This window comes from Agarivorans sp. QJM3NY_25, assembly GCF_050870875.2.
In the GTDB taxonomy this organism is placed as follows: domain Bacteria; phylum Pseudomonadota; class Gammaproteobacteria; order Enterobacterales; family Celerinatantimonadaceae; genus Agarivorans.
Window position 1 is genome coordinate 3232445 of record NZ_CP194041.2, and the last position, 26668, is coordinate 3259112.

General features: G+C 44.9%; 29 protein-coding genes. 9 read left to right on the forward strand and 20 right to left on the reverse strand.

All coding sequences use genetic code 11. The features are described 5' to 3' along the window. Positions 1–8 precede the first annotated feature (8 nt). The 8 genes from ACRRSW_RS14745 to lepA are packed head-to-tail and all read right to left on the reverse strand — an operon-like array spanning position 9 to position 6476. The gene (locus tag ACRRSW_RS14745; protein ID WP_432452475.1) at positions 9–308 is read right to left on the reverse strand and encodes a hypothetical protein; all 300 of its coding nucleotides are present in this window, start codon (positions 306–308) and stop codon (positions 9–11) included. 16 nt (positions 309–324) lie between these two features. Beyond that, positions 325–699, reverse strand: a complete 375-nt coding sequence (acpS, locus tag ACRRSW_RS14750; RefSeq protein ID WP_432452474.1) for a holo-ACP synthase — start codon at positions 697–699, stop codon at positions 325–327. 3 nt (positions 700–702) lie between these two features. Further along, positions 703–1443 (reverse strand): pyridoxine 5'-phosphate synthase, encoded by a 741-nt coding sequence (pdxJ, locus tag ACRRSW_RS14755; RefSeq protein ID WP_432452473.1) that lies wholly within the window; start codon positions 1441–1443, stop codon positions 703–705. A gap of 25 nt (positions 1444–1468) precedes the next feature. Next, the gene (recO, locus tag ACRRSW_RS14760; RefSeq protein ID WP_432452472.1) at positions 1469–2176 is read right to left on the reverse strand and encodes a DNA repair protein RecO; all 708 of its coding nucleotides are present in this window, start codon (positions 2174–2176) and stop codon (positions 1469–1471) included. A gap of 3 nt (positions 2177–2179) precedes the next feature. After that, positions 2180–3079 (reverse strand): GTPase Era, encoded by a 900-nt coding sequence (gene era / locus ACRRSW_RS14765; protein WP_432459725.1) that lies wholly within the window; start codon positions 3077–3079, stop codon positions 2180–2182. Then, positions 3076–3750, reverse strand: coding sequence for a ribonuclease III (rnc, locus tag ACRRSW_RS14770; RefSeq protein WP_432456165.1), 675 nt, complete (start codon positions 3748–3750; stop codon positions 3076–3078). Before rnc ends, era begins: the two co-directional genes overlap by 4 nt. A gap of 10 nt (positions 3751–3760) precedes the next feature. After that, positions 3761–4675, reverse strand: coding sequence for a signal peptidase I (gene lepB / locus ACRRSW_RS14775; RefSeq protein ID WP_432452470.1), 915 nt, complete (start codon positions 4673–4675; stop codon positions 3761–3763). A gap of 1 nt (position 4676) precedes the next feature. Next, positions 4677–6476 carry a translation elongation factor 4 gene (gene lepA, locus ACRRSW_RS14780; RefSeq protein WP_432452469.1) on the reverse strand — a complete coding sequence of 600 codons (1800 nt, stop codon included), beginning with the start codon at positions 6474–6476 and terminating at the stop codon, positions 4677–4679. A gap of 981 nt (positions 6477–7457) precedes the next feature. Between lepA and ACRRSW_RS14785 the strand changes: the two genes are divergently transcribed. Genes ACRRSW_RS14785 through ACRRSW_RS14805 form a run of 5 tightly spaced genes read left to right on the forward strand, consistent with a single transcriptional unit; the run spans position 7458 to position 13687 of the window. Continuing rightward, positions 7458–9014, forward strand: coding sequence for a cytochrome ubiquinol oxidase subunit I (locus tag ACRRSW_RS14785; protein ID WP_432452468.1), 1557 nt, complete (start codon positions 7458–7460; stop codon positions 9012–9014). A gap of 1 nt (position 9015) precedes the next feature. Beyond that, positions 9016–10152, forward strand: coding sequence for a cytochrome d ubiquinol oxidase subunit II (cydB, locus tag ACRRSW_RS14790; RefSeq protein WP_432452467.1), 1137 nt, complete (start codon positions 9016–9018; stop codon positions 10150–10152). A 10-nt stretch (positions 10153–10162) separates the two neighbouring features. Further along, complete coding sequence (gene cydX / locus ACRRSW_RS14795; RefSeq protein ID WP_432452466.1) at positions 10163–10273, forward strand: cytochrome bd-I oxidase subunit CydX; 111 nt, start codon at positions 10163–10165, stop codon at positions 10271–10273. A 28-nt stretch (positions 10274–10301) separates the two neighbouring features. Further along, positions 10302–12017 (forward strand): thiol reductant ABC exporter subunit CydD, encoded by a 1716-nt coding sequence (gene cydD / locus ACRRSW_RS14800; protein WP_432452465.1) that lies wholly within the window; start codon positions 10302–10304, stop codon positions 12015–12017. Further along, positions 12014–13687, forward strand: a complete 1674-nt coding sequence (locus ACRRSW_RS14805) for an amino acid ABC transporter ATP-binding/permease protein (RefSeq protein WP_432452464.1) — start codon at positions 12014–12016, stop codon at positions 13685–13687. Before cydD ends, ACRRSW_RS14805 begins: the two co-directional genes overlap by 4 nt. 180 nt (positions 13688–13867) lie before the next feature. Here ACRRSW_RS14805 and ACRRSW_RS14810 read toward each other — a convergent pair whose 3' ends face one another. Then, the gene (locus tag ACRRSW_RS14810) at positions 13868–13960 is read right to left on the reverse strand and encodes a hypothetical protein (RefSeq protein ID WP_432469366.1); all 93 of its coding nucleotides are present in this window, start codon (positions 13958–13960) and stop codon (positions 13868–13870) included. Between the two features lie 332 nt (positions 13961–14292). Between ACRRSW_RS14810 and ACRRSW_RS14815 the strand changes: the two genes are divergently transcribed. Further along, positions 14293–15951 carry a SulP family inorganic anion transporter gene (locus tag ACRRSW_RS14815; RefSeq protein ID WP_432452463.1) on the forward strand — a complete coding sequence of 553 codons (1659 nt, stop codon included), beginning with the start codon at positions 14293–14295 and terminating at the stop codon, positions 15949–15951. On the opposite strand, the gene ACRRSW_RS14820 is transcribed toward ACRRSW_RS14815, so the two are convergent. The 5 genes from ACRRSW_RS14820 to rpoE form a co-directional block, all read right to left on the reverse strand. Continuing rightward, positions 15948–16136: a CopG family transcriptional regulator gene (locus tag ACRRSW_RS14820; protein WP_432452462.1), complete on the reverse strand. Its 189-nt coding sequence runs from the start codon at positions 16134–16136 to the stop codon at positions 15948–15950. The genes ACRRSW_RS14815 and ACRRSW_RS14820 overlap by 4 nt on opposite strands. Positions 16137–16382: 246 nt before the next feature. After that, positions 16383–16850 (reverse strand): SoxR reducing system RseC family protein, encoded by a 468-nt coding sequence (locus ACRRSW_RS14825; protein WP_432452461.1) that lies wholly within the window; start codon positions 16848–16850, stop codon positions 16383–16385. Continuing rightward, positions 16834–17844, reverse strand: a complete 1011-nt coding sequence (locus ACRRSW_RS14830; RefSeq protein WP_432459726.1) for a MucB/RseB C-terminal domain-containing protein — start codon at positions 17842–17844, stop codon at positions 16834–16836. The genes ACRRSW_RS14825 and ACRRSW_RS14830 overlap by 17 nt, the downstream gene beginning before the upstream one ends. Before the next feature lie 32 nt (positions 17845–17876). After that, positions 17877–18416 carry a sigma-E factor negative regulatory protein gene (locus ACRRSW_RS14835; RefSeq protein ID WP_432452459.1) on the reverse strand — a complete coding sequence of 180 codons (540 nt, stop codon included), beginning with the start codon at positions 18414–18416 and terminating at the stop codon, positions 17877–17879. A 21-nt stretch (positions 18417–18437) separates the two neighbouring features. After that, positions 18438–19016 (reverse strand): RNA polymerase sigma factor RpoE, encoded by a 579-nt coding sequence (gene rpoE / locus ACRRSW_RS14840; protein ID WP_432452458.1) that lies wholly within the window; start codon positions 19014–19016, stop codon positions 18438–18440. Positions 19017–19216: 200 nt separating this feature from the next. On the opposite strand from rpoE, the gene nadB reads away from it, so the two are divergent. After that, complete coding sequence (gene nadB, locus ACRRSW_RS14845; protein WP_432459727.1) at positions 19217–20830, forward strand: L-aspartate oxidase; 1614 nt, start codon at positions 19217–19219, stop codon at positions 20828–20830. A 75-nt stretch (positions 20831–20905) separates the two neighbouring features. On the opposite strand, the gene ACRRSW_RS14850 is transcribed toward nadB, so the two are convergent. Next, the gene (locus ACRRSW_RS14850; protein ID WP_432459728.1) at positions 20906–21319 is read right to left on the reverse strand and encodes a hypothetical protein; all 414 of its coding nucleotides are present in this window, start codon (positions 21317–21319) and stop codon (positions 20906–20908) included. Further along, the gene (locus tag ACRRSW_RS14855) at positions 21291–21536 is read right to left on the reverse strand and encodes a succinate dehydrogenase assembly factor 2 (RefSeq protein WP_432459729.1); all 246 of its coding nucleotides are present in this window, start codon (positions 21534–21536) and stop codon (positions 21291–21293) included. The genes ACRRSW_RS14850 and ACRRSW_RS14855 overlap by 29 nt, the downstream gene beginning before the upstream one ends. Positions 21537–21692: 156 nt before the next feature. Here ACRRSW_RS14855 and ygfZ point away from each other — a divergent pair, with 156 nt between their 5' ends. Continuing rightward, positions 21693–22637, forward strand: coding sequence for a tRNA-modifying protein YgfZ (ygfZ, locus tag ACRRSW_RS14860; protein WP_432459730.1), 945 nt, complete (start codon positions 21693–21695; stop codon positions 22635–22637). 142 nt (positions 22638–22779) lie between these two features. After that, positions 22780–22992, forward strand: coding sequence for a DUF1289 domain-containing protein (locus tag ACRRSW_RS14865; RefSeq protein WP_432452453.1), 213 nt, complete (start codon positions 22780–22782; stop codon positions 22990–22992). Positions 22993–23048: 56 nt separating this feature from the next. Here ACRRSW_RS14865 and pstB read toward each other — a convergent pair whose 3' ends face one another. The 4 genes from pstB to ACRRSW_RS14885 form a co-directional block, all read right to left on the reverse strand. Then, on the reverse strand, positions 23049–23798 hold the full coding sequence (gene pstB, locus ACRRSW_RS14870) for a phosphate ABC transporter ATP-binding protein PstB (RefSeq protein WP_432452452.1): 750 nt from the start codon (positions 23796–23798) through the stop codon (positions 23049–23051). 9 nt (positions 23799–23807) lie between these two features. Beyond that, a complete protein-coding gene (pstA, locus tag ACRRSW_RS14875) occupies positions 23808–24650 on the reverse strand; it encodes a phosphate ABC transporter permease PstA (protein ID WP_432452451.1) in 843 nt (280 codons plus the stop codon). Next, positions 24650–25579, reverse strand: a complete 930-nt coding sequence (pstC, locus tag ACRRSW_RS14880) for a phosphate ABC transporter permease subunit PstC (protein WP_432452450.1) — start codon at positions 25577–25579, stop codon at positions 24650–24652. Before pstC ends, pstA begins: the two co-directional genes overlap by 1 nt. 75 nt (positions 25580–25654) lie before the next feature. After that, positions 25655–26470 carry a phosphate ABC transporter substrate-binding protein gene (locus ACRRSW_RS14885; RefSeq protein WP_432459731.1) on the reverse strand — a complete coding sequence of 272 codons (816 nt, stop codon included), beginning with the start codon at positions 26468–26470 and terminating at the stop codon, positions 25655–25657. Between the last annotated feature and the right edge of the window lie 198 nt (positions 26471–26668).

Consider the following 26668-nt stretch of genomic DNA (forward strand, 5'->3'; position numbering starts at 1 on the left):
TTTATTGGTTAAATATCGGTTTGACTTTGTTGATCTTTTAGGAAACGCCCGGTCAATATTTGGCCGCGATTCCGCTTACAATACCAATTGTAAAAAGGGTAACTCACCAGCCCAAAAATAGCCGTCACCAAAGCATTGCTAAAGGGAGAGATAATCATAGGAAGCAACACCTGAATTACATTCCCCCCTTGGCTTAAGGTGTAAATCACTAAGGCTAAACCAGCAATAATACCGACCCCAAAACCAACTAAGGCCATGAGTTTCATCAAACCGAATAAATCTAGCTGTACTCGATATCGCTCAATCAATTTTTTTCTCCAAAACTTAACGCTCCAAAATTACCGTCGCAACGGCGTACTCACGTTCATCACTAATACTAATAAATTGGCTGGTGACCCCTAACTGTTCAACTAACGCTAAGGCCGCCCCATAAAATTGCAGTACCGGTTTGCCTAAGGCATCGTTACTAACTTCAATCTGCTGGAAACCAACTCCGTTGGCAATCCCAGTCCCCAAAGCTTTTGCAGCGGCTTCTTTGGCTGCAAAACGTTTCGCCAAAAAGCGTTCTGCGGCATGCGTGTTTTCAAAACGTTGATACTCGGCAAGCGTGAGAATGCGCTTCGCTAAACCCGCCAACTGCTTGCTCTGCGCAATTCGAGCCACTTGCACAATATCGGTGCCCAAACCAACAATTGCCACTAATTAAGCTTCCGCTCTACGAGCTTGCACCATTAAGGCTTTCATTTCACGAACCGCTTCACTCATGCCGACTAACACCGCGCGAGCAATAATGGCGTGACCAATATTTAGCTCAATAACTTCAGGCATAGCGGCTATCGGCAATACGTTGTGATAATGCAAGCCATGACCTGCGTTCACTTTCAGGCCTTTATCACTGGCGTAACTCGCTGCCGCTGCAATTTTTTTAAGCTCCGCTTGCTGCGCCGACTCCGTTGCAGCATCGGCGTAGTGACCCGTATGCAGTTCAATAAAAGGTGCGCCTGAGGCAACAGCTGCATCAATCTGTTCATCATCGGCATCGATAAATAATGAAACGAGGATGCCTGCTTCTGTCAATTTTTCCACAGCGGCGGTAATTTTCTCAAGCTGGCCGACTATATCCAGCCCCCCTTCCGTGGTCAGTTCTTCACGTTTTTCAGGAACTAAGCAGACAAAATGCGGTTTATGCTGGCAGGCTATTTCAATCATTTCATCGGTCACAGCCATTTCTAAATTAAGTCGGGTTTGCACCGTTTGGCTCATGATCGCCACATCACGATCAATAATATGCCGGCGATCTTCTCTCAAGTGAATGGTGATCCCATCGGCGCCTGCGGTTTCAGCGATACCCGCTGCTAATACAGGATCGGGATAAGTGGTTCCACGGGCTTGACGTAAAGTAGCGATGTGGTCGACGTTAACGCCTAATAATATTTCACTCACGAGCTTTCCTTATTCAACAATGCGGTTAACGAACCGCTTTATTGGTTGTTTTAATTTGTTTAAATAATGCACGACTAGTCAATTCACGTCCATTAAGTAATTGTGCAATGACGATACGACAAAAGCGTTTAGCACAGGCCAAATGTTCTGCCTGCTGAGCATCAAAGCTCAGCAACATCAGCACTTCTTGATAACTAAATCCAGCGTTCACAGGAGCCAATGGGCTAGCAATAAATCCCTGCTCGAGACGATATTGATAACTTTGACCTTGAATAAAACCGCTTGGTTCACTTAAAGCAAAGCCGAGTTCGGCGATCAACTGTAATTCAAAGCGACGTAAACTCGCCTCCAAAGGTTGTTGCTTCGCCAATGCCAGTAAACTCTGCTGATATTGTTGATACAAACGAGGATAAGCAGTTTTTTCCTCCAGCAAGTAATATAACAACTCATTTAAGTACAAAGCGCTATATAGATGCTCACCAAATAATGGAAAAGCCAAGTTGGTCGCTTCCGCCTGAGTTAAATTAGCTAACTCCGTCTTTCCCGAAAACCCCACCAGTAAAGGAACTGCGGGTTGTAAGATAGCCCGCCAGCGAGAACGCTTTGCCCTCGCCCCTCTGGCCACCACACTAATTTTCCCTTGTTCCAGGGTAAACAACTGAACCAATAAACTGGTTTCACGGTAGGGTCGAGTATGCAGCACAAACGCGGGGCTAAGCGCTAACTCTGACAAAACTTAGTCGTCTCCGTAACCTAAACTACGCAAGGCTCGTTCGTCATCAGCCCAACCAGATTTAACCTTCACCCACATCTCAAGGAATACTTTGTTATCAAACAATTTTTCCATATCCAATCGCGCTTCTTTACCAATGGTTTTTAGCTTTTCGCCTTTATTCCCGATAATCATTCGTTTTTGGCTGGGCCGCTCAACCAAAATAAGTGCGTTAATTTGGTAAACCCCATTCTCTTGCATTTTAAACTGCTCAATCTCCACAGTAGTGGAATAGGGCAACTCTTGACCAGTAAACCGCATTAACTTCTCTCTCACAATTTCGGCAGCCATAAAACGCGAAGAGCGGTCCGTAATATAGTCTTCGGGAAAGAAGTGCACGTTTTCCGGAAGCGCCTGTTGCGCCCACTCGCGCAGCTGCTCAACATTCTTGGCTTGTTTAGCAGAGATAGGCAAAATATGAGAAAACGAATATTTCTCACTCATCGCCTGCATATGTGGGAACAGCAATTCTTTATCTTGAACGTTATCCACCTTGTTAATCGCCAGCACGACAGGCACTTTTAAATGCCGCAATTTACCCAGAACTAATTCATCATCGGCGGTCCATTTAGTGCCTTCAACCACAAAAATCACCATCGACACATCCCCCAAAGAGCTGGTTGCGGCGCGGTTCATCAAACGATTTATCGCGCGTTGCTCTTCGATATGTAAGCCTGGCGTATCTACAAAGATAGTTTGATAGATATCATGAGTATCGATACCTAAAATTCGATGCCGGGTGGTCTGAGGTTTTTTAGAGGTAATACTGACTTTCTGACCCAACAGGGTATTCAGCAAGGTTGATTTACCCACATTCGGTCGACCAACAATTGCCACAAAACCACAGCGCGTATCATAGTTCATCGTAAATGCTCCAATACCAATTCTGCGGCAACTTGTTCGGCCTTGCGTCGACTGGTACTGGTGCCAATAATCGGTTTATCTAAACCAGCCACGCTGCAGCTCACGGTAAATTGTTGGTTATGTGCTTCCCCCTTAATCTCAACCACTTGATAATCAGGTAAAGCTTGCTTACGAGATTGCAAAATTTCTTGCAAGCGCGTCTTCGGATCTTTTTGACTCAAACCCGGCTCTATTTTATTTAAACGAGGTTGGTACCAACTCAGGAGCAATTGCTTCACGGTTTGGGGGTCACTATCTAAATACACCGCACCAATGATCGCTTCAACTGCGTCGGCTAAGATCGATTCACGACGAAAGCCACCACTCTTTAATTCACCGGGGCCTAATTTAATATACTCGCCTAATTCAAAACTACGCGCTAACTCTGCGAGAGTTTTCCCCTTCACTAAAGTAGAGCGCATTGGACTCAGATCGCCTTCAGAAACCTTAGGAAAACGCTGATACAGTTCTTCGGCAATCACCCAACTTAATACCGCATCACCTAAAAATTCGAGACGTTCGTTGTGAATGCCTCCAGCACTGCGATGAGTCAAAGCCAACGTCAACAAATTAGCATCTTCAAATTGGTAACCAATGATGCGCTGCAGGCGTTCCTGATTGTTGCTATTCATCATGACCCTTTTACTTGATCGCGCCAATGCGATTAAATCGAACCCCAGTTGGGATCCATGTTGGCAAAAATGAATCTTTACCACGCTCAAACTCGAAACTAATCCAGATCGCGACCGCTTTACCTACCAAATTATGTTCTGGCACAAAGCCCCAGTAACGACTATCCATACTGTTGTCTCGGTTGTCTCCAAAAGCCAGATAGTGCCCTTCAGGTACGATCCACTCATCTTTAGCAGTCCCTGGCTGCTGGTAAAAGGAGTGCACTCGGTCAGGAGCCGCAGGGTTAATCAATATTTCGTGATTGACCTCGGCTAACTGCTCTCGATAATTTTCAAGTGGCATTAAGCCTTGCTTAAAGCGTCCAGAAACCTCAAAGTCTAAGGGTACAGGGCGCAACTCTGGGCAAGGCTCTTTTTCACATTTTTCTTGAATAAACAATTGTTTATTACGGTAAATGATACGATCGCCCGGTAAACCCACCACACGTTTGATATAGTCAACGCGGGGATCTTGAGGATATTTAAAGACCGCCACATCACCCCGTTCTGGATGACCGGTTGGTACTAAAGTGGTGCGAGTCACTGGATCTTTTAAACCGTAAGCAAACTTTTCAACCAAGATGAAATCCCCAACCAATAAGGTTGGCATCATCGAACCCGAGGGGATCTGAAAAGGTTCATAAATAAACGAGCGTAAGATCATCACCAAGGCGATCACCGGAAATACCGAGCTGCAATTTTCTATCCAGCTCGGCGCGTTACTAATCGTTTGCTCCGCATTGCTGGGTAACTCACCCCCAGCAGCAATTCGAGCATCTTGCAGCTTAAGCTGTCGCTGTTTTGCCCAATGAAACTTGTCTAAAGCCCAAACAACACCCGTTACAAATGTTGCGATAACTAAAATAAGCGGAAATATAGTGGCCATATTAGTCCTTTCCAATATGTAGAACAGCTAAGAATGCTTCTTGAGGTACTTCAACATTACCCACTTGTTTCATTCGTTTCTTACCTGCTTTTTGTTTAGCGAGTAGTTTTTTCTTACGACTTACATCTCCGCCATAACACTTCGCAATCACATTTTTACGTAACTGCTTAACCGTTGAACGAGCAATGATATGCATGCCTATCGAAGCCTGAATGGCAATATCAAACATTTGCCGAGGGATCAGCTCTTTCATCTTATCGACCACTTGCCGACCTCGAGACTCAGAGTGGTCTTTATGAGTGATAAGCGCTAGGGCGTCAACACGATCACCATTAATCATAATATCAACCCGCACCATACTCGCGGCCTGAAAATGTTTAAAGTTATAGTCCAGTGATGCATAACCGCGGCTGGTTGACTTAAGTTTATCGAAGAAATCGAGCACCACCTCCGCCATTGGAATTTCATAGGTTAATGCGACTTGCTTGCCGTGATAAGCCATATTAGTTTGTAAACCACGTTTTTCCACACATAGCGTAATCACGTTGCCAAGATAATCTTGCGGCACCAAGATATTCACTTCGGCAATCGGTTCGCGAATTTCAGCAATATTATTGGTTGGAGGTAACTTGGCTGGACTATCTACAAATAACTCTTCGCCATTATTCATCACCACTTGATAGACCACGGTCGGCGCGGTCGTGATCAAATCGAGATCATATTCCCGCTCTAAACGCTCTTGGATAATTTCCATGTGCAGCATCCCTAAGAAGCCACAACGGAAACCAAAACCTAAGGCAGTAGAATTCTCCGGTTCATAAAATAACGATGAATCATTTAAGCTTAACTTACCGAGCGCATCACGGAAGTTCTCGTATTCATCTGAACTGGTGGGAAATAAGCCCGCATAAACCTGAGGTTTAACCTTTTTAAAACCAGGTAATGCTTCAGTAGAACCATTTTTTAAGGTCGTAAGCGTATCTCCTACCGGCGCCCCCAAAATATCTTTAATACCCGCGACGATGTAACCCACTTCACCGGTTTTTAATACCCCGGTACTGGTTTGTTTCGGTTTGAAAATGCCCACTTCATTGACCACATGAGACTGACCTGTAGACATCACAAGCATCCGCTCGCCAGCTTTCATTTCACCATTAGTAATGCGAACTAACGAGACCACGCCTTGATAGTTATCAAACCAAGAGTCGATAATCAGCGCCTGCAAAGGCCCTTCACTATTACCGACTGGGGGCGGTACATCGCGAACAATCGTTTCCAATACATCTTCAATGCCTAAGCCAGTTTTAGCCGAGCATACGGTGGCATCAGTCGCGTCGATCCCAACAATATCTTCAATCTCTTCAGCAACCCGGTCTGGGTCAGCTTGCGGTAAATCGATTTTATTCAGAACTGGAATAACTTCCAGATCCATTTCCATCGCGGTATAACAGTTGGCGAGAGTTTGAGCCTCTACCCCTTGCGCTGCGTCAACCACCAATAAAGCACCTTCACAGGCCGCCAAAGAACGAGAGACTTCATAGGTGAAGTCGACGTGCCCTGGCGTATCAATAAAGTTGAGCTGATAAGTCTCACCGTCTTTAGCGATGTAATCTAAAGTGACACTTTGCGCTTTAATGGTGATTCCGCGTTCGCGCTCAAGATCCATAGAATCTAATACCTGAGCTTCCATCTCGCGCGCACTCAATCCACCACAGTGCTGAATTAAACGGTCAGATAGGGTCGATTTACCATGGTCAATATGGGCAATAATCGAAAAATTACGAATATTCTTATTTATCAAGGGGGTACCTATGTAAAATCATTGGCTAAAGAATCAAATCTTGCCTTTCTAAAAAATGCGGCAATCGCACATTATATCGTTGACGCGGATACTACCACAATCCATCAAGATCCAAAAAAAATGCGCGACTATTTCAAGGGGATCAGATCCCAGTGAAAGAGAGCGATTGCTCTCTGCTGTTGTAAATTGGTTCGAATTCCAGGCTTTTTAATCGCGGCGAAAAGCACATTAGCAAGAAGGCTAAGCCAATATCGCTCATTAAACAGTAAAAACGATTGAATACAATGCTTCGAAAAACGCTGTTAGCCATTCTACCAATCTAACTCACTATCTGTTCATTCTTGCGGGCCTAAATCACCACGAGCCGCGTGATATAACTTGTAATCAGAGGCACCAGTTACAGGATTATTCAGTCCTGTAACAACGATTGCGAATCGATAATTTTACACAAATCAACAACCAAGCTCGCTAAAACTAACACTAAAGATCATCCGACGAGTGCCCCCGCAAGCTTAAAGAACTTAAATTTGTATTTTACACCAAATAAATAACGATAAAACTTGAAAGCACCGTTAGCAAACGCTCGTAAATTGGGAAATAAAGCAAGCTAAGGATCATTACGCCACAGAAGTAGCTAGCTTAAACAAGTCAACAATAACCTTCACTTCCTCTAAAAAAGAAAAATAATCCGCGCATTTATATCGAACAAAAACTGTAATAAATACTTAACCTCAACGCATCATAATTCACAATTAATGACAAGAATAAAAACAACCAAAGAGATTTCTAGATAGCAGAGTTAATGATATTTCCTTGATAAAAAACAGTTATTCAGTTCGAGTTTGCGAAAAAACATACAAAACATCAAACTAATTGATCTAAATCAACAAAATAGCCAATCCCCAGATAGCTAAATTTTGTCTAAATATGTAAATTAGACTGTCCTAATGTAGGACTACATTTAACCCTCGGAGTCGGTTTATGGATATTATTGAACTCTCACGATTGCAGTTTGCATTCACCGCGATGTACCACTTCTTATTTGTCCCACTCACCCTGGGTATGACCTTTTTACTTGCCATCATGGAATCTGTTTATGTGATGACAGGTAAACAGATTTACCGAGATATGACTAAGTTTTGGGGCAAACTATTTGGTATTAACTTTGCACTGGGAGTAACGACTGGTTTAGCCATGGAATTCCAGTTTGGTACCAACTGGTCCTATTACTCACATTATGTGGGCGACATTTTTGGTGCGCCATTGGCAATTGAAGGCTTAATGGCCTTTTTCCTTGAATCAACTTTGGTTGGTTTATTCTTTTTTGGTTGGGATCGGCTGACTAAAGTTCAACACTTAGCTGTAACTTGGCTGGTTGCATTGGGCTCTAACTTATCGGCATTATGGATCTTAATCGCCAATGGTTGGATGCAAAACCCTGTCGGAGCAGAGTTTAACTACACCACCATGCGCATGGAAATGACCAGCTTTGCTGAAGTGGTATTTAATCCAGTCGCTCAAGTAAAATTCGTCCATACGGTATCTGCGGGTTATGTGACTGGCGCAATGTTTGTATTGGCCATTTCAGCTTGGTACATGCTTAAAGGCCGCGACTTAGCCTTTGCTCGCCGCAGTTTTGCCATTGCAGCTGCCTTTGGTCTTGCCTCTTCAGTGTCGGTGATTATCCTTGGCGATGAATCAGGTTATGAATTAGGCGATGTGCAACAAGTGAAGCTCGCCGCCGTTGAGGCCGAGTGGGAAACTCATCCAGCCCCCGCTGCATTTACTCTGTTTGGCCTGCCAAATAGTGAAACACAAACCACAGACTACGCAATAAAAATTCCCTATGCATTGGGCCTTATTGCGACACGCTCGGTTGATGAGCAGGTCTTAGGTCTCAAAGACTTGAAAGAAATCCACCGCGAACGGATTGTCAACGGTAAAGAAGCCTATCGCTTATTACAATTACTAAGAGCCGGAGATACCACAGAACAAACCAAAGCCGCCTTTGAAGTAGTCAAACAGGATCTGGGGTACGGACTATTGTTAACGGCCTATACAGACAATCCAGCCAACGCAACCGATCAACAGGTACAATTAGCCGTAGACAACAGTATTCCCCAAATTGCGCCAATGTTTTGGTCCTTCCGCATCATGGTCGCCGCAGGCTTTTTGATGTTGTTAGTCTTTGCACTCGCCTTTTGGTTTAGTGCGAAACGGATTCAACACAAACCGAAATGGTTCTTAAAGATGGCTTTATTTAGTTTACCTTTGCCGTGGATTGCCTGTGAAGCTGGTTGGTTTGTCGCTGAATATGGTCGTCAACCTTGGGCCGTTGGTGAGGTACTACCAACGCATTTAGCCGCCTCATTACTTACACCGGCGGAAATTTGGATCAGTCTAGGTCTAATTACCACTTTATATAGCATATTCATTGTCATTGAAGTTTGGCTAATGCAACATTTTGCACGGAAAGGCCCCTCATCATTGCATACCGGTAAATACGCCTTAGAAACGGATCAACTTGGAGAGCTATAACATGGATTATGAATTTTTAAGATTTATCTGGTGGCTGTTAATCGGCGTACTACTGATTGGTTTTTCTGTTACCGATGGCTTTGATATGGGCGTCGGTGCCCTATTAAAAGTGGTTGGTAAAAACGATGAAGAAAGACGCGTCATGATTAACAGCGTTGCTCCCCATTGGGATGGCAACCAGGTCTGGCTAGTTACGGCTGGAGGAGCACTATTTGCCGCTTGGCCACCAGTTTATGCGACAGCATTTAGTGGTTTTTATTTGGCGATGATCTTGACTCTGGCCGCGCTATTTTTACGACCTATTGGATTCGATTATCGCTCCAAATTAGACAATACAAAATGGCGTAGTAATTGGGACTGGGCTCTCACCGTTGGTTCAGCTGTTCCGCCCATTATCTTCGGGGTCGCTTTTGGTAATTTATTACAAGGGGTTCCATTTCATTTTGACGAACTTCTACGGATCCATTACACAGGCTCATTCTTTGCGTTACTGAATCCCTTCGCCTTACTCGTTGGAGTTCTAAGTTTGCTGATGTTTGTCAGCCAAGGCGCTGCTTATCTGCAAATGAAAACCGAAGGTGTCATTTTGCAACGAAGCCAATCTATCGGCGTTATTGCTGGCTTTGGCGCAACGCTAATATTTGTGCTTGCAGGTCTTTGGTTACATATGGGGATCGATGGGTATACCCTTACCAGTACCATTGATACCAACGCGATTAATAATGTAGTGGCTAAAACTGTAGAGGTTCAGCCCGCAGCATGGCTCAGTAATTTTTCCAAGTACCCTATTTTATGGCTATTTCCAATTTTAGGTGTGGGCGCATTCTTATTCACCGGGCTATTTAGCAAGATGGGCAAAGGTGCCATTGCATTTGTTTGCTCCTCGCTCGGCCAAGCGGGTGTTATTATGACTTGTGGCATCGCGATGTTCCCATTCATAATGCCATCGAGCTCGCGACCCAATCATAGTCTAACCATGTGGGATGCAACGTCTAGCGAACTCACTCTCAAGATTATGTTTGTAGTGGCCTGTATTTTTGTTCCCATCGTATTGGCTTACACCATTTGGTGTTATGTCAAAATGTTTGGTCGCCTCAATGAACAAACTATTCGAGATAACTCTCATTCACTATATTAAGGAGCATTCTATGTGGTATTTTACTTGGATTTTAGGTGTACTACTGGCCTGTTCCTTTGGCATTATCAATGCTATGTGGCTAGAATTTAACGGATATTCGGACGACGAACCTGAACAATAATAATTCATCACAACTTCTTAGAAGTTGGTTGCGGCCAATCCGGCCGCAACTATTAATCGCAACCCTACTCGCGCTACTCAGTATCCCTTTGCTTATTCTGCAAATGTACTTTTTGGCGCTCATTTCTAACTCACTGATCCAACTAAACCAACCAGAGCCATTGCTCTGGTATGGTTTTGGTGGTGCATTTTTGATTCGATTAATACTCTTAAGTAGCAAAGACTTTATAGCCCAAGGTGCCAGCCGAAATTTACGTCAGCAATTGCGCAACCAAATTTGGCAAGGTTTATCACTATTAGGGCCCGCGAAGCTCAAATACGGTAGTGATGGCCAGCTATCCAGTTTATTAACTGAGCATATCGACGCACTCGATGGTTACATCTGTCGTTATTGGCCACAGCAATTTCTAGTATTAGTCGCACCACTAACAATCGCTATCGTCGTAAGTCAACACAGCCTATTGGCTAGTGCGTTATTATTATGTACCGCCCCCTTAGTGCCGCTATTTATGATCCTCGTTGGCAAAGAAGCGAGCAAAGCCAGTACCAAACAACTACAAGTACAAAGTCGAATGAGTGGTCGACTGTATGACTTTTTACTAGGTTTGAATATCTTAAAGAGACTCAATGCCAGTCATGTTGCTGAAGCACACCTTGCTAACGCAGCGGAAGGATATCAACGCAGTACCATGCAAGTCCTAAAACTGGCGTTTTTATCCACTGCCGTATTAGAGTTATTTAGCTCATTGGCAATCGCGTTGGTCGCCCTATATTTAGGCTTAGGTCTGTTAGGAGAACTCCCCTGGCTTAAACAGGTGGTTCCTGTAGATTATGCTTCAGCATTATTTATCCTGCTGCTTGCGCCCGAGTTTTATCAACCGCTTCGGCAACTGGGCAACGATTATCATGCCAAAGCACAAGCACAGTCGGCGAGCTTACTACTAGCACCATTATGGCGAGCCATCAGCGAAGCCGAGAGCCGCCAACAAAGCTCAGATTTAGCGACCCATGATTTACCAGAAAAATTACTGCAAGCGAAGCAGTTTTCACTGACACTCTCTCACATTGTGGTGGGACAAACCCAAACGCCTCGACTAGCACTAGAGCAACTAAACATTCCCGCTCAATCTCGACTCCTTATCACTGGCCCAAGTGGCAGCGGCAAGTCCACTCTATTGCAATTATTCGCTGGTTTTCTTCCTTTTCAAGGTAATTTAACAGTCAATGAAATTGATATATCTGCGAGTCAAATGCCCCGACTAAGGCAACACATTGCCTATTTAAACCAGCACGCCGAATTGATGCCCGGTAGCATTGCCGATAACTTGCAACTTGCAAAACGCAACGCCACTGAAACGGAAATGATTCAAGCCCTTACTTCAGTCGGCTTATGGACATGGTTAGCCACCACGCAACAAGGCTTGGACTATCCCATCGGTGAAAGCGGACTCGGGCTATCAGGTGGACAACAACAACGTTTGGCCCTCGCGCGCTTATTACTACAACCTAAAGCCATTTGGCTACTCGATGAACCCTTTGCCGAGCTGGACCAACAAAGTGTTCAACCACTCTGCGAAGTCCTCGCAGAAATAAGCCGAGGAAAAACGCTGCTCATCGCGAGCCATCAATGGCAACACCTTCATTTTTTAGACGCTTGTATTTATCTGAGCGAAGGTAAAATGACTCATTCTGATGAGTTATCACCGCTGCCAAGCAGTTGCCATATACAAGAGCCGACACCATGAAATCATTAAAATTACGTCACTTATTAGTTTGGCAGTGGCGAGGCTGGAGCCTCAGTGGGCTGCTTGGTTTACTCACCGTTGCAGCCACCGTATTACTATTGGCGTATTCTGGTTGGTTTATTAGCGCCGCCGCGATGGCAGGGGTTGCAGCCATTCAAGCAGGCAGCTTCAATTACATGCGGCCGGGAGCCGTGATCAGGTTTTTAGCCATTACCCGAACGGCGGGGCGCTACGCAGAGCGTTTACAATCACACCATACTGTATTATCGCTGCTGAAAAATTTGCGGGTAAACACCTTTCATCGACTGAGTCATCAAAGCATTGCTGATTCTTTGCGATTTGAGCAGCCCGATAGCGCCGAAACCTTGCAACGTTTAATCAGTGACATTGACTTACTTGACCAATTTCCACTACGAGCTATCGCACCTTGGTTCTGGGCTATTGCCCTTGGCGGATTTTTTAGTTTAGCCATCGCCTACTATCTTCCCAGTGCATTGTTCAGCATCGTTTTGCTCCTGCTGATGCGACTTATACTACTCCCCTTTATGATGTTGCCTCTGGGTATTCATTTAGCCAAGCAAGAAGTCAATTACAACGGCCAACGTCGACAAGTCACGCTCATTGGTTTGCAATTATTAACCACCCTTTTAACCTTTGGTCGCTGGCAAGACTATGCTCAAACCGTGGCAGACAATGAACAGACAATCAACCGTTTACAACAACGACTCCAACTCTCTGTTCTCATCGCCGATAGCCTTGCCCAGCTGTTGCTTTTAGTCGGTATAATCTGTTTAGCGATGCCTGGAACATCGATGGTCCTCGAGCAAGCACTGCATCCGGCTATTTTAGTGGCTCTGCTCTTAGCTTGGTTAGGTTTATCTGAGGTCTTTCAAGCTTTATCCTCTCTCCACCTTGCCATCGGTTATAGCGTCGCAGCCAAAAATAGAACCAATCAACTGATCGCAAGCTCACCAAGTGCAAAGACAGAATCGGCAAGCAAAACGGTCGATATTCTTTCTCAAGCGGAGTTGAATTTTAGCATCGCAGATCTATGCTTTGGATTTAAACCACAAGCAATTCTCACTCACCAGCAAAACCAAACCTTTAAGGCTGGCGACGTGGTCTTATTAAGCGGTCCTTCAGGTATTGGCAAGAGTTGTTTATTGCAAACCCTTGCTGGCGATATACCGAAAATAGCAGGTTCGATTGCTCTAAACCAACAATTACAGCACCAGTTTAACGATAACACTTGGCATCAATATGTTGGCTACTTGCCGCAACGTCCGTTTATCTTCCAGCTAACCATCGCTGCCGACTTAAGACTCGCAAAACCCAAAGCAAGTGATACGGAGTTATCCGAAATATTATCATTAGTCGGCTTACAAGAATGGTTAGCCAAACAAAGTCACGGCCTACAAACCATTTTAGGTGAGTACGGTGTCGGCTTATCTGGCGGCGAACTACGTCGCTTCACCTTAGCTCGCCTATTGTTAGCCAAAACCCCAGTTTTACTACTCGATGAACCCTTTTCAGGTTTAGACCAAGCCTCTACAGAGCAACTACTGCAGGGTCTATTGCACTGGCAACGCGATGGTATTTTAATTATCGCGAGCCACCAACAATTAGAACATCCAGCATTTACGAAGCGTTGGCATTTAGGCGTTCAATAATTAAAACCAATCGTTGACGGTATAAGATCCGAGTCGAGCATCAAACAAACAAGCCGAGAGCCGTGAATCCTCTCGGCTTGTTTAATCGTTCGGTTCTTGGTGCACAGGCAACCAATAATCACTCTTCAGCAAATAGAAAAGTCCACGTAGGCTTTTTACAAGCTCAAATTTAAGCATCATTTAGCCAATATCATCGATATTGCGATCACCGTAGACTAGCTGATTAATTTTCACTGTAGTGCCAATTTTGGCCAACGATGACAATCCCTTCACCTTCAAAACCTTAATAATAGGGACAAAATCTCGAGCTTATAATGAGTTGCCGCTAACGTCTTGTGCAACTAATGCCCCCGCATCAACTTCAGACCCGTTACCAGAGCATGCATGGCAAATGATAAGCATAGATAGATTCATCTTGAGGACAAGTCGCAATTGTATCGCTCATTCGCTCATCACATTAAACAAGCATACATTCGATATTCTAGGCCACCCTTACTGTAATAAAGCTAGATAATAAAGCTAGATAATAAAGCAAAGATGATTGCCGTTAATTATAATCGCATTATAATGTAATTGTAATATACCTTTCTAAATTGGAGCGATAAATGATTGCGATTAGCGAAGCGCTAAGAGCGGGATTACTCAAGCCTAAGAACTGGGTAAGTAATATTATTGCAGGCGTCATTGTTGGTGTTGTTGCTCTTCCTCTCGCGATGGCCTTCGCCATCGCCTCCGGCGCCAAACCAGAGCAAGGCTTATATACCGCAATTGTCGCAGGCTTTTTGGTCTCAATTTTTGGCGGTAGCCGGGTACAAATTGCCGGCCCGACCGGCGCCTTCATTGTGGTACTTTCAAGCATCACCGCCCAGCATGGTATTGAAGGATTACAAATAGCCACATTCATGGCTGGACTGATCTTAATGCTTTTGGGGATCACCAAACTAGGAAGTGTCATTAAATTTATTCCAGCGCCTGTTATCGTAGGTTTCACGGCAGGAATAGGGGTCATCATTTGGGTCGGCCAATGGAAGGATTTTTTTGGTTTACCTGAGGTCACTGGTCAGCATTTCCATAACAAGCTATATCATCTGATTAATGTTCTTCCACAATTTCATCTTAGCACTAGCATGCTAGCCATATTTGCCCTATTGCTGGTAATTTATAGTCCGAAAGTACCGCTATTAAAACGAGTCCCTGGCCCCTTAATTGCGCTCGTCCTCACCACCCTTATTCAAGTATTCTTTCAATTTGACGGCGTACGCACAATTGGCTCAGCTTTTGGCGAAATACCACAAGGCTTACCCGAGCTAAGCATTCCTTCACTAAGCTGGACGAAAGTAATAGAACTGATTGGCCCAGCCTTTACCATCGCCATGTTAGGCGCGATTGAATCCTTACTCTCAGCGGTGGTTGCCGATGGGATGGCGGGTACTCGTCATGACTCCAATCAAGAATTAATTGGTCAAGGACTGGCAAATATAGCAGCGCCATTATTTGGCGGTTTCGCGGCAACCGGGGCGATTGCTCGTACCGCAACCAACATTCGTAATGGTGGCAACAGTCCCTTAGCTGGTATTGTCCACTCAATCACTTTATTAGTCATATTGTTAGTGCTTGCCCCCCTAGCAAAACACATTCCTTTAGCGGCCCTTGCGGCCATCTTATTTGTTGTCGCTTGGAATATGAGTGAAGCGAAACACTTCATTAAAATGGTTCGCCGCGCACCACGAGCCGACGTGCTAATCCTATTAATTACCTTTGCTCTTACGGTATTTGCCGATCTCGTTGTAGCAGTCAATATTGGCGTAATATTAGCAACTTTACATTTTTTACGACGTATGGCGAGCAGTGTTGAAGTGAAGCAATCTTCGGCACAAGAACTCGCCTTAGAGTTTGCAGAGAAAGGCTTAGGAGAATTACCAGAGAATATATTGGTATTTGCGGTTGAAGGTCCTTTCTTCTTCGGAGCAGTTGAAAATTTTGAACGAGCGCTAGCCTATACTCACAGCGATCCTGAACACCTTATCATTCGTTTAAAATGGGTTCCATTTATCGATATTACTGGGCTGCAAGCCTTAGAAGAAGTCATCAGCGGCTTACAGCGTCGTGGCGTGAATGTATTGCTATCTGGAGCCAATCAACGGGTCTCGGCCAAATTGAAGAAAGCAGGAATTATCGAGCTAGTTGGCCACGAGCATATGTTTCTGTTATTTGATGAAGCGGTTCGAGTTTTACTAAACAATAACTCAAAACAGCAGCGCTAACGTTTCACTTGTGGGTTATGGGTAGCACTGTCAGCATAACTCACATTATGTTGCTCAAGATATTCTCGGATCAATTGCCTAACGACTTGTGACGGCGTTAAGTCTTGAGAAGCACATAGCTTCTCAAATGCCTGCTTTTTACGCGGGTCCATCAGCACTGTAAAACGCGCGGTCTTGTTTTCCACTGGGGTGTACCTCACTAACATTATAATTTGATTATAACGTTAGTGTAATTAAGATCAGATTTTAATACTAGGGTCTGTTAATCTTTGCTTATTATTTTTGCAGTCGCTTGTCGTTATAGTTAGACAGGACAAACTCAATAAAGAGTCATCGCCACCATGGCTCATACGGGAACGCAGCATCACCAACCGAAGGGCTCGGTTACAATTTATCGCTGAAACAGCAACTACCATCACCGTTCAATCCACTCAGCGGTGACGTCTCAGCATCTTAGGTCGATATTGAAGCTGTCGACTAACACGTTTAGCAAATAAACGAACGAATACAAAACCGAGCCCTAGACTCAGCAAGGCCATCAACACTACGCCCCATTCATTCGATGATTGCTGCGCAAACAAAAACTTCCCAAGACCCGCGCCAACAATTAAACACAACAAAGGCACTAAATAAATCAGTAAAGCACTTGTGAGCATGTTTTTAGCATTTAGGCCTAGGTCTATCTGTTCACCAACTTGCACTTCTTCGGTAAGTTTCACACTGAGCCGATGAACTCGATGAGGAAATGCCTTGGCGATAGAACTATTACCACAATGCTCAGCACTCCCACAGCTGCCACAAGCGCTTTTACTCACGCATTCAACGACTGCATATCCCTGCTCTAGCGCAACAACTTTGGCCGTTTCGATAATTAAATTGGAATTATTGGGCAGGTTCACTTGGCAGCTCCAGATAAGGGCCCAATTTCACAAAATCAGCAATTTTAGAGGCTGTGTCTGGAGGGATCTCTCCGACAACAGTAATTTCAACTCCCTGCCTGACAACCGTATGTAAACTGGTGGCCCCTTGGCGAACCAATTGTTCACGTAAGGGATTGGTTTTACCTATAGCATTTGCATAAACAGAGATATCAAATAAACCATCACTTAACTTGAGATAATCCACTGGCTCAGCTAACAATAATAATGAATGTCGTTCTTTTTGCGCAACTTTCATACCCTCCGGCTGCCAGCCTAAACGCCAGTTAATTTTTTGCTTCGACTCATCAACGGGGAGCTTACCAACCACTGCTTTTGGTAAATCCAAACTAGCAAGTTCATGCATCCAGGCGGTGGGTTGTTCAAATTCGGCTAAATTGACAGCCATTTGCTGTTCAACAAGCTCGCCATCATGGTCAACGATATCTAATCGCAAGGGTAATTGCGTCGCGTAATCAATCCAAAAATACAGACCATAAAGATCGGAAGACTTAGGAACGATCCGCATCACTTGGGCAGGACGTCCAGCAACCCTACTCTTGCCCGCGATCACTAAATCATAATTCGTGGTTAAACCATCAATATCAATAGCCGCCAAATTACCAAACATGCCCGGTAAACGAGTAGAAGCTAAACTATAAGGTGTTTGTCCTGGTTCAAAAAAAGCCACAACACCTTGACGATAAACCCCTTCATTGGCAGGACCATTGAGATATACACGATGCGCAACTTCAACCCCATCGACAACACCATGAATTAACCGTACTGGTTCAATATGACCTTGACGTACCGTGATAAAAGACAACTCGTAGTTACGTTGATGAAAGGCTTGTTGATATTCTTGTAATAAATTAATCGCGGGGCTAGCTTGGCTGACCTCACTAGGAGCGCTAGGGGGACTATCAGTGCTCTCTGCCGAAACAGAAAAAGATGCCAGTAATATAATTACTGGCATCAAAAGTTGTTTAAAACGCATAAGTTATATAACTACTCTACTATTCTCTGTTGAAAACGATGATCCTGTAAATAAGCACTAATACGTTTACGTTGTTCAATCATTTCGGCTTCACTTAACTCGCGTGGCTGTGGGCTAGATTGCAAACTAACCGGAGCAACCGAACCACCGACAGGCACAGTATTAAATACCGGTAAAGGTTGCTCTGTATCACTTGCTACTTGTAAAGAATACTGTTGAACACCAACAATAGCAGCCACCGCGACTGATGCCGCAATTGCATACTGTCCCGTATACTTGAAAAACCGCACCAACTTACCAGAAGATTCTTTTTCAGAAGAATGAGAAGGCCGAGGTGCGACAATGGCGGGCTCATCTTCTAAGGCCAACGCGATATTATCAGCAATATTCAAATTAATCTTCTTGGGGGTTTCCCCACGAAGCACATCGCCAATCAAATGGTAATTACTCCATTGCTGAGCACGCTCTGGCTCGTTGGCTAACAGCTCTAACAGTGATGCGTCGGTCGACTCGTTATCAACCAATGCGGATAACTGTTCTTGATTTGCCATATTAGTCACTCATCCCCAAAATTACCTGCTTAAAAGCGGTTGGATCCGCTTCTCTATTGCATCCCTTGCTCGGAATATCCGCGAACGGACAGTACCAACAGGACAATCCATCACACTTGCAATCTCTTCATAACTAAGACCATCTATCTCTCGAAGCGTAATTGCCGTACGTAAATCATCGGGTAGTCCTTCCATTGTAGCAAAAACTACCTCTTTTATTTCTTCAGATAGCAACAAGGTTTCTGGTGTATCAGCTTCTTTCAATGCTTCTGCACCATCGTAAAACTCGGCTTCATCTGCGTCTACATCATTTGCTGGAGGCCTTCTCCCCTGAGCAACAATGTAATTTTTCGCGGTATTCACGGCGATTCGATACAACCATGTATAAAATGCGCTCTCACCACGAAAATTAGGTAACGCTCGGTAAGCCTTAATAAATGCTTCCTGCGTTACATCGGCTACATCACCATGATTCACAATATAACGTGATACCAGGTTAGCCACCTTATGTTGGTATTTTTGCACCAACAAATTAAATGCCGCCTTATCTCCGCGCTGAGTTCTTTCGACCAACGCTTGATCTGTCCACTGTTCTGACATCAGTAACTACCGACCTCCTAATGCTTGGGTGTCGGTAACTTCTCTGGCGGCACATCTCTTCAGACTACTTGTTTTCAAAAAAGTTCTCTTTTCATCAAATAAATTTTTGCGCCTCTGTGAGACAGTGCAAACTTGAGTAAGTTTCAGTTAAACTACGATATACTCAAATTTCCCTTTAACTTCATATAAGAGCGCATCTAATGGAATACACTAGCGATGTTCTAATAATAGGCAGTGGCGCTGCAGGCTTAACAATGGCGTTAAACTTGGCAGATTATGCCAAAGTCCACGTCCTGAGCAAAGGACCACTAAAAGAAGGCTCCACATATTATGCCCAAGGCGGCATCGCTGCCGTGTTCGATAAGAATGACAGCGTAGAAGAACATGTCAATGATACTCTTATCGCCGGTGATGGCTTATGTGAAGAAGCCACCGTTCGATTCACCGCAGAAAACAGTAAACGCTGTATCGACTGGCTCATCAACCTTGGGGTTCCCTTCGATCAAGAGACCACCAAAGATGGCGAGGCCCAGTATCATCTCACTCGTGAAGGCGGGCATAGTCGACGTCGCATTTTGCACGCTGCCGATGCGACAGGCAAGGCCGTTCAACAAACCTTGGTCAGAGCGGTATTAAGCCACCCTAATATCACGATTCTAGAGCGATTTAATGCGGTCGACTTAATTGTGAAAGAAGGTGACCCGAAAAAAACTGTTGTCGGTGCCTATGTATGGAATCGAAATACCGAACGAGTTGATGTAGTCAAAGCAAAATTTGTGGCGATGGCGACTGGCGGTGCAAGCAAGGTTTATCAGTACACCAGTAACCCTGATGTCAGTAGTGGCGATGGGGTTGCCATGGCTTGGCGCGCCGGCTGTCGAGTTGCGAACATGGAATTTAATCAATTTCATCCCACCTGTTTATACCACCCAGAAGCTCGAAACTTCTTGCTCACTGAGGCACTCCGAGGAGAGGGCGCGTTATTAAAACGTCCCGATGGGACTCGTTTCATGCCTGACTTTGATGCCAGAGAAGAATTAGCCCCTCGTGATGTCGTGGCCCGCGCCATCGATTTCGAAATGAAGCGCCTCGGTGCAGACTGTGTCTACTTAGACATCAGCCATCGCGATGATGAGTTTATCGAATTACACTTTCCCACTATTTTACAACGTTGCTTAGATCTCGGGATCGATATCCGTAAACAAGCAATACCGGTTGTACCAGCAGCCCATTATACTTGTGGTGGTGTAGTCACCAACTTGAATGGCGAAACGGATATTGCAAACTTATATGGCATTGGCGAAGTGGCATACACTGGTTTACATGGCGCCAACCGAATGGCCAGCAACTCTCTATTGGAATGCGTGGTGTTTGCTCATTCCGCTAGCCAGCATATAAAAGCACATCTAAACGAAGTGAGTATATGCAACCAAATTAAGCCTTGGGACGACAGCCAAGTGAGTAATTCAGATGAAGAAGTCATCATTACCCACAATTGGCACGAACTACGGTTATTTATGTGGGATTATGTTGGCATTGTGCGTACCAACAAGCGCTTACAACGTGCCATGCATCGAATCCATTTACTACAGCAAGAAATCTATGAATATTACTCAAACTTTAAAGTGGGGAATAATCTCTTAGAATTACGTAACTTGGTGCAAGTCGCCGAGTTAATCGTGGGCTGTGCCATGCGCCGTCATGAAAGTCGCGGTCTACATTACAATTTGGATTACCCAGATAAACTGGACATCGTGAAGCCGACTATCCTCGATCCAAACACCTTTTATCAAGAACCAGATAACGTAGACTAAATCGATGGATTTAAACAAGGCTTAGCTTAGCTAAGCCTTCATACTATTCACCACCGTTGCAACGATATTCCGCCCTTATGGTTGTTCAGACTCGATGGGAAAGTTAATTACAAAGCACATCCTACGATAAATATCATGCTCAATACTATCTGCAAAAATCACATTTAATTTTAAACGGTCTTGGCGAATACCAATAATAATGCAACAAGTAAAAGCCACGCGAGAGTTCGCTAACCATTGGTAAACCTCAGTTTTCCCACCTTGTTGGTAAGCAATCTGTTCCGCAGAAAAATAACCCTTAGGGCGATACCGCCACCAATGCCAATAGCACAGCACTATCGAAAAAAGACTCAGAGGGAGTAAAGGAAGTAAACGAGGGAAACAAAATAACAACAAGACTTGCGCCGCAGCCATCAGGCAGATCAGCGCAAAATAAGTCGACGAACGAGTCGCCCTAAATTCACACTTTGACGCGCTTGAGAATAACATTAACCATCGCAGCTAGTTGCGGATCATCACAGACCTTATGACCCATAAACCAAGCAAATAGATCAGGATCATCACAGGCGAGTAAGCGTTTAAAGGTTTGTTTTTGCGCCTCACTCAAATCATCATAAGCTTCATCTACAAACGGCATAAACAATACATCAAGTTCCAACATCCCCCGACGACAAGCCCATTTTAAACGTGATTTATTTTCCTGCATGTTGTTCCTTGTATACATCAGTGACACTGGTAAACTCGGTATTAGCCACAGTTAATAACCAGTTAAAAAATGCTGCAAAAGTATTGACGACAATACCATTTCAGCAACAAAATTACACGCTAATAAGCTTGATCTAGCTCTCAACGGAAGCCGACTATGTCTCAACAAACCTTATGCACTCTCCCTCCGCTGTTAGTTCAGCCTCTGGACCAATGGCATTTAGTCAGGGTGAGTGGAATTGACGCCCAAAGCTATTTGCAAGGACAGCTTAGCTGTGACGTAAACAGTCTTGATCCGGGCCAACAAAGTCTGGCAGCGCACTGCGACCCCACAGGTAAAATGTGGTCAGTATTGCGACTGCTGCGTTTAAACGATGACTACTTATACCTGCAACCAAAATCGCTTGCCGACAGCCAATTAGCCCAGCTAAAGAAATATGCGGTATTTTCTAAAGTGGCCATCGAAACCGAAACCAAGCTGAAGATTATCGCAGTACTTGGCAGTGAAGCCCCACATTACATCGCGGAACATTTTGGCGATGATATCGCCAGCTATGGTGGTTTAATCGATAGTGGCATCTGTGTGCACCTGGATGGTCCCAAACGCCGCTATTTAGTGATTACCGATCTCGCCAATTGGGGAGAAGATGCGCCAACCAGCCCACTCGACGCCAATCAATTATGGCGCGCGTTACAGATTGTCTCCGGCCTCCCCATGCTGGAGCTGGCCACCAGCCAGCAATTCATTCCTCAAGCCTTAAACCTACAGTGTTTAAACGCCATTAGCTTTTCCAAAGGCTGTTATACCGGTCAGGAAACCATTGCACGCGCCAAGTATCGCGGCAACAACAAGCGAGCGACGCTGCGCTTTGCCGGACATGGCGATCTCTTACCCAAAGCTGGCGACCGTCTAGAACAAAAACTGGGTGAAAACTGGCGAGCCAAAGCCACCGTATTACAGGCCGTTCAGCTCGATCCTGGCTATATTGAACTATTAGCGGTGTTAAATAAGGATACGGATGCCACCGCAAAGTTTCGCTTAGAAGGGGATGAACAGAGTCTCTATACCATTGCTCAGCTACCTTACGGCTTAGAAGATTGAGACAAGGGCAAACACTGAGCGCCCCGCATCTATTTGCTGGTAGCTATACTGTACTTTAGATGCAAGGATCCGTGCATTGGTGATTTTTTTTGGCGCGCCATTGATCGCCGAAAAAACCGAAAATTCAGACCAGGAAAACACAATGAGCGCTCCACAAGCTATCGCATCCCCTTGTATTCGGCATTGCACGTTGGATGACAAAGATCAGTGCGTCGGTTGTTTTCGGCAACTCGATGAAATCTGCGCCTGGAGTGGGCTGGATGAGCAAGCCAAACGGGAAGTTTTACAACGCTGTGAGCAACGGCGTCAGCAAGCGCCCACCTGGAAATTTAGCAAGCTCAACTCCCGCTTATAGGAATAAAAATGCCGAGTTTTCTAATCACGGCATTTTTATCAAGCCCTCAGCGAGCCTTAGCCGAAGTCTCCATTCACATACCCCTGGGTTCGTTGGTCCTTTGGCGCGCTAAATATTTGCTCAGTATCACCATGCTCCACCAATTCCCCCATCCAGAAGAAAGCGGTCTTATCTGAAATACGCTTCGCCTGCGCCATCGAGTGCGTGACAATCACAATGGTGAACTTTTTACGCAGCGCCTCCATCAACTCCTCAATTTTATGAGTGGCGATGGGATCCAGGGCACTGGTTGGTTCATCCATCAAAATCACATCAGGCTGTATTGCAATGGTTCGCGCGATACACAAACGTTGTTGCTGACCGCCCGACAAACCAAAAGCATGACTCTGTAAACGATCGCTCACTTCATCCCACAGGGCGGCACTGCGCAAGGCATTTTCAACCACCTCATCGAGCGTCTGCTTATTGCGGATCCCCTGAGCGCGTAACCCATAAGCCACATTCTCGTAAATACTCATGGGAAAGGGATTGGCCTTTTGAAAAACCATTCCCACCTTCATCCGTAGCGCAGCCACATTACGCTCTTGATAAATGTCTTTCCCTTCTAAATGCACACGCCCGGTAATACGCACATTTTCAATTAAATCATTCATCCGATTTAAAGTCCGTAACAGGGTTGATTTACCACAACCAGACGGGCCAATAAGTGCCGTAACTTGTTTCTCAGGAATTTCTAAATCAATCGCCTTTAGTGCGTGCGTATCACCGTAATGTAAATCAAGTTGTTGAACATCAAACTTATTCATATCTATCTCTTAGTAAGCAGCTTTGTTGAATCGACTCGCGATCAATTTAGTCAGTAGGTTAATGGCTAAAACCAAGACAATCAGTACCGTGGCAGTTGCATACGCCTGATTCCATTCATGAACGGTGAACAATTCTTGAGTTAATTTATACAAGTGAACGGTTAAAGTTCGCCCTGAATCGAACACCGACTCCGGCAGTCTGGTAACCATACCCGCGGTTAAAAAGACAGGGGCTGATTCGCCAATCACTCGCCCGGTACTTAAAATTACCGCGGTGACAATACCAGGCATCGCTGATGGAAGGATCACCCGCCAGATGGTATAGATCCGTGAACAGCCTAAGCCATAAGAAGCTTCTCGGTATGCTTGTGGGACTGCAATCAGGGCCTCTTCAGTGGTCCGAATAATCACCGGTAAAATCAAAATGGCTAAGGTGAGCGCGCCCGACAGAATCGAAAAGCCCAAACCAAGGGTGACCACAAAAAAAGTCATCCCAAATAAACCATAAATAATCGATGGAATACCCGCCAAAGACTCCGTGCAAAAACCAATCACCTTGACAACTTTGCTCCCGGGCTTGGCATACTCGGTTAAGTAAAGTGCAGTCATAATGCCAATTGGGGCTGCGATGCCTATCGATAGCAGCACCATATATAAGGTGGCGACAATCATCGAGAAAATACCCGAGGTTTTACCAATCGTGGTGTAGCTTGAACTAATAAACTCCCAACTTACATGGCTTAAACCATTGCTTAAGATGTGCCATAACATCCACAGCAAAAATAAAATAGTCAAGCCTGCTCCGGCCCAAACGAGGCTTAAAGCAGCCAGATCTTCAATACGACGGCGCATTACTTAACCCTCTGACGATTCAAAATTAACAAGGTCCCATTTAACAACATCACAAAAACCAGCAACACAATCCCAGTTGAATACAATGAGCTGGCATGAATTCCACTTGCATAAGACATTTCCAGAGCGATGTTTGCGGTCAGCGAGCGAGCCGAGTCAAGCAGTGAGCCAGGCATCGCAGGGGAGTTTCCCATCACCATAATAATGGCCATGGTTTCGCCGACGGCGCGCGCAATTCCGAGCACCACACCGGCTAAAATCCCTGAGCGGGCAGCCGGCAAGATCACCTTAAAAATGGTAAATATCGGCGAAGCTCCTAGCGCATAAGATCCTTCTTTATAACTGCGAGGAATGGCACGAATAGAAGTCTCAGCAATGGTAATCACCGTGGGTAAAATCATCACCGCCAACACAATAATGGCCGCTAAAATGGTGCTACCCGCGGGTACCTTAAACACCGATTCAATTGCCGGAACAATGATCACCAAGCCAAAAAAACCATAAACAACCGATGGGATCCCCGCCAGCAGCTCTACCGCCGGGCGGATCATATTGGCCAAGCGTTTCGGTGCAACTTCAGCTAAAAATACCGCCGTTAACAACGCAACCGGAACCCCAATGAGCACGGCTCCGAGGGCTGAAACAAGTGATGCCACAATCATCGCGCCGACACCAAATAAGGCCGGCGGATACCAATCAGTTCCGATCAAGAAATGACTTAAACCCGCAAACTGAATGGCTGGTAAGCCCTCAAGCACCAAAAAATAACCAATAATCGCGACCGACAGAACACCAATCAGTGCGCTCAGCAAAAAGAGTAGATTAAAAAAACGTCCAAGCCAGTCAACCTTTTCAGATGACTGCTTGAGCGCTGCAACTAATGCTGGGTTGTTAAACTCAGCCTGTGGCGTAATAACCGTTTGATTCATAAGATTTTATTTCCAATCCCAAGGCACAACAAAGAGGCATACTCATGCCCCTTTGTTAAGCTTTTAAAGGAAAACCTAGTTAACTTCGATGTAGCCGTGTTCAGCAACAATGGTTTGGCCGGCATCACTCATAATGTAATCAACAAACTGCTGAGCTTCTGGTGCGGGGTCTGTATTGACTAACAGAATAAAAGGACGGGCAATTTCGTAACGACCAGCTTGAATATTGGCTTTGCTTGCGGCGACACCTTCAATGTTTAAGGCGGTAAGAGAATCGTCAACCGAACCAAGAGAAATGAAACCTATGGCGTTGACGTTGTTCGCCACTAAGGTTTTAATGGCACCATTGCCACTGGCCACTTGAGCGCGAGGGGAAATAGCGGTAACGGTTACCCCATTAATTTTTCGAGTGAGCCCCATAATATCTTCAAAGGCACCACGAGTACCGGAACCCACTTCACGAGTGACGGCAACAATCGCTTGATCGGCGCCACCGACTTCTTGCCAGTTTTTAATCTCACCAGAGTAGATTTTTTTAACTTGTTCAATGCTTAGATTTTGAACCGCATTGGCCTTGTTTACGGCCACTGCAATACCGTCCTGCGCCATCACAACTTTCTTAGTATCAGCATTGAGTTCGTCATCTTGTACTTCACGAGAAGACATACCAATCATGCTTGTCCCTTCTTTAACAGCACGGATCCCCGCCGAAGAGCCGGTACTTTGCACTTCAACCACATCATTTTGAGTGCTTTGGTAGTTTTCGGCCAATATTTCCATAATACCAGATACAGAAGTGGAACCTGACACCGTCACTGTATTACTGGCATAAGCATTGGTTGCCAATAGGATAGATGCGATACTTAACGCTGTGATTAACTTATTTCTCATAATATTTCTCTTTGCATTTAAATAATGACAAACAACTTGTCTAAGGCGGATGCATTGAAGCAAGCAAAAGTGACAGAAATATTACAAACAGAATATTACACAGGAATTGTGCAGCTTAGGCGGTTTTATAAACTAAATAAGAAAGAAAAAATGAAATATAGATATATAATATATGCATGAGCGCAAACATTCATTCTT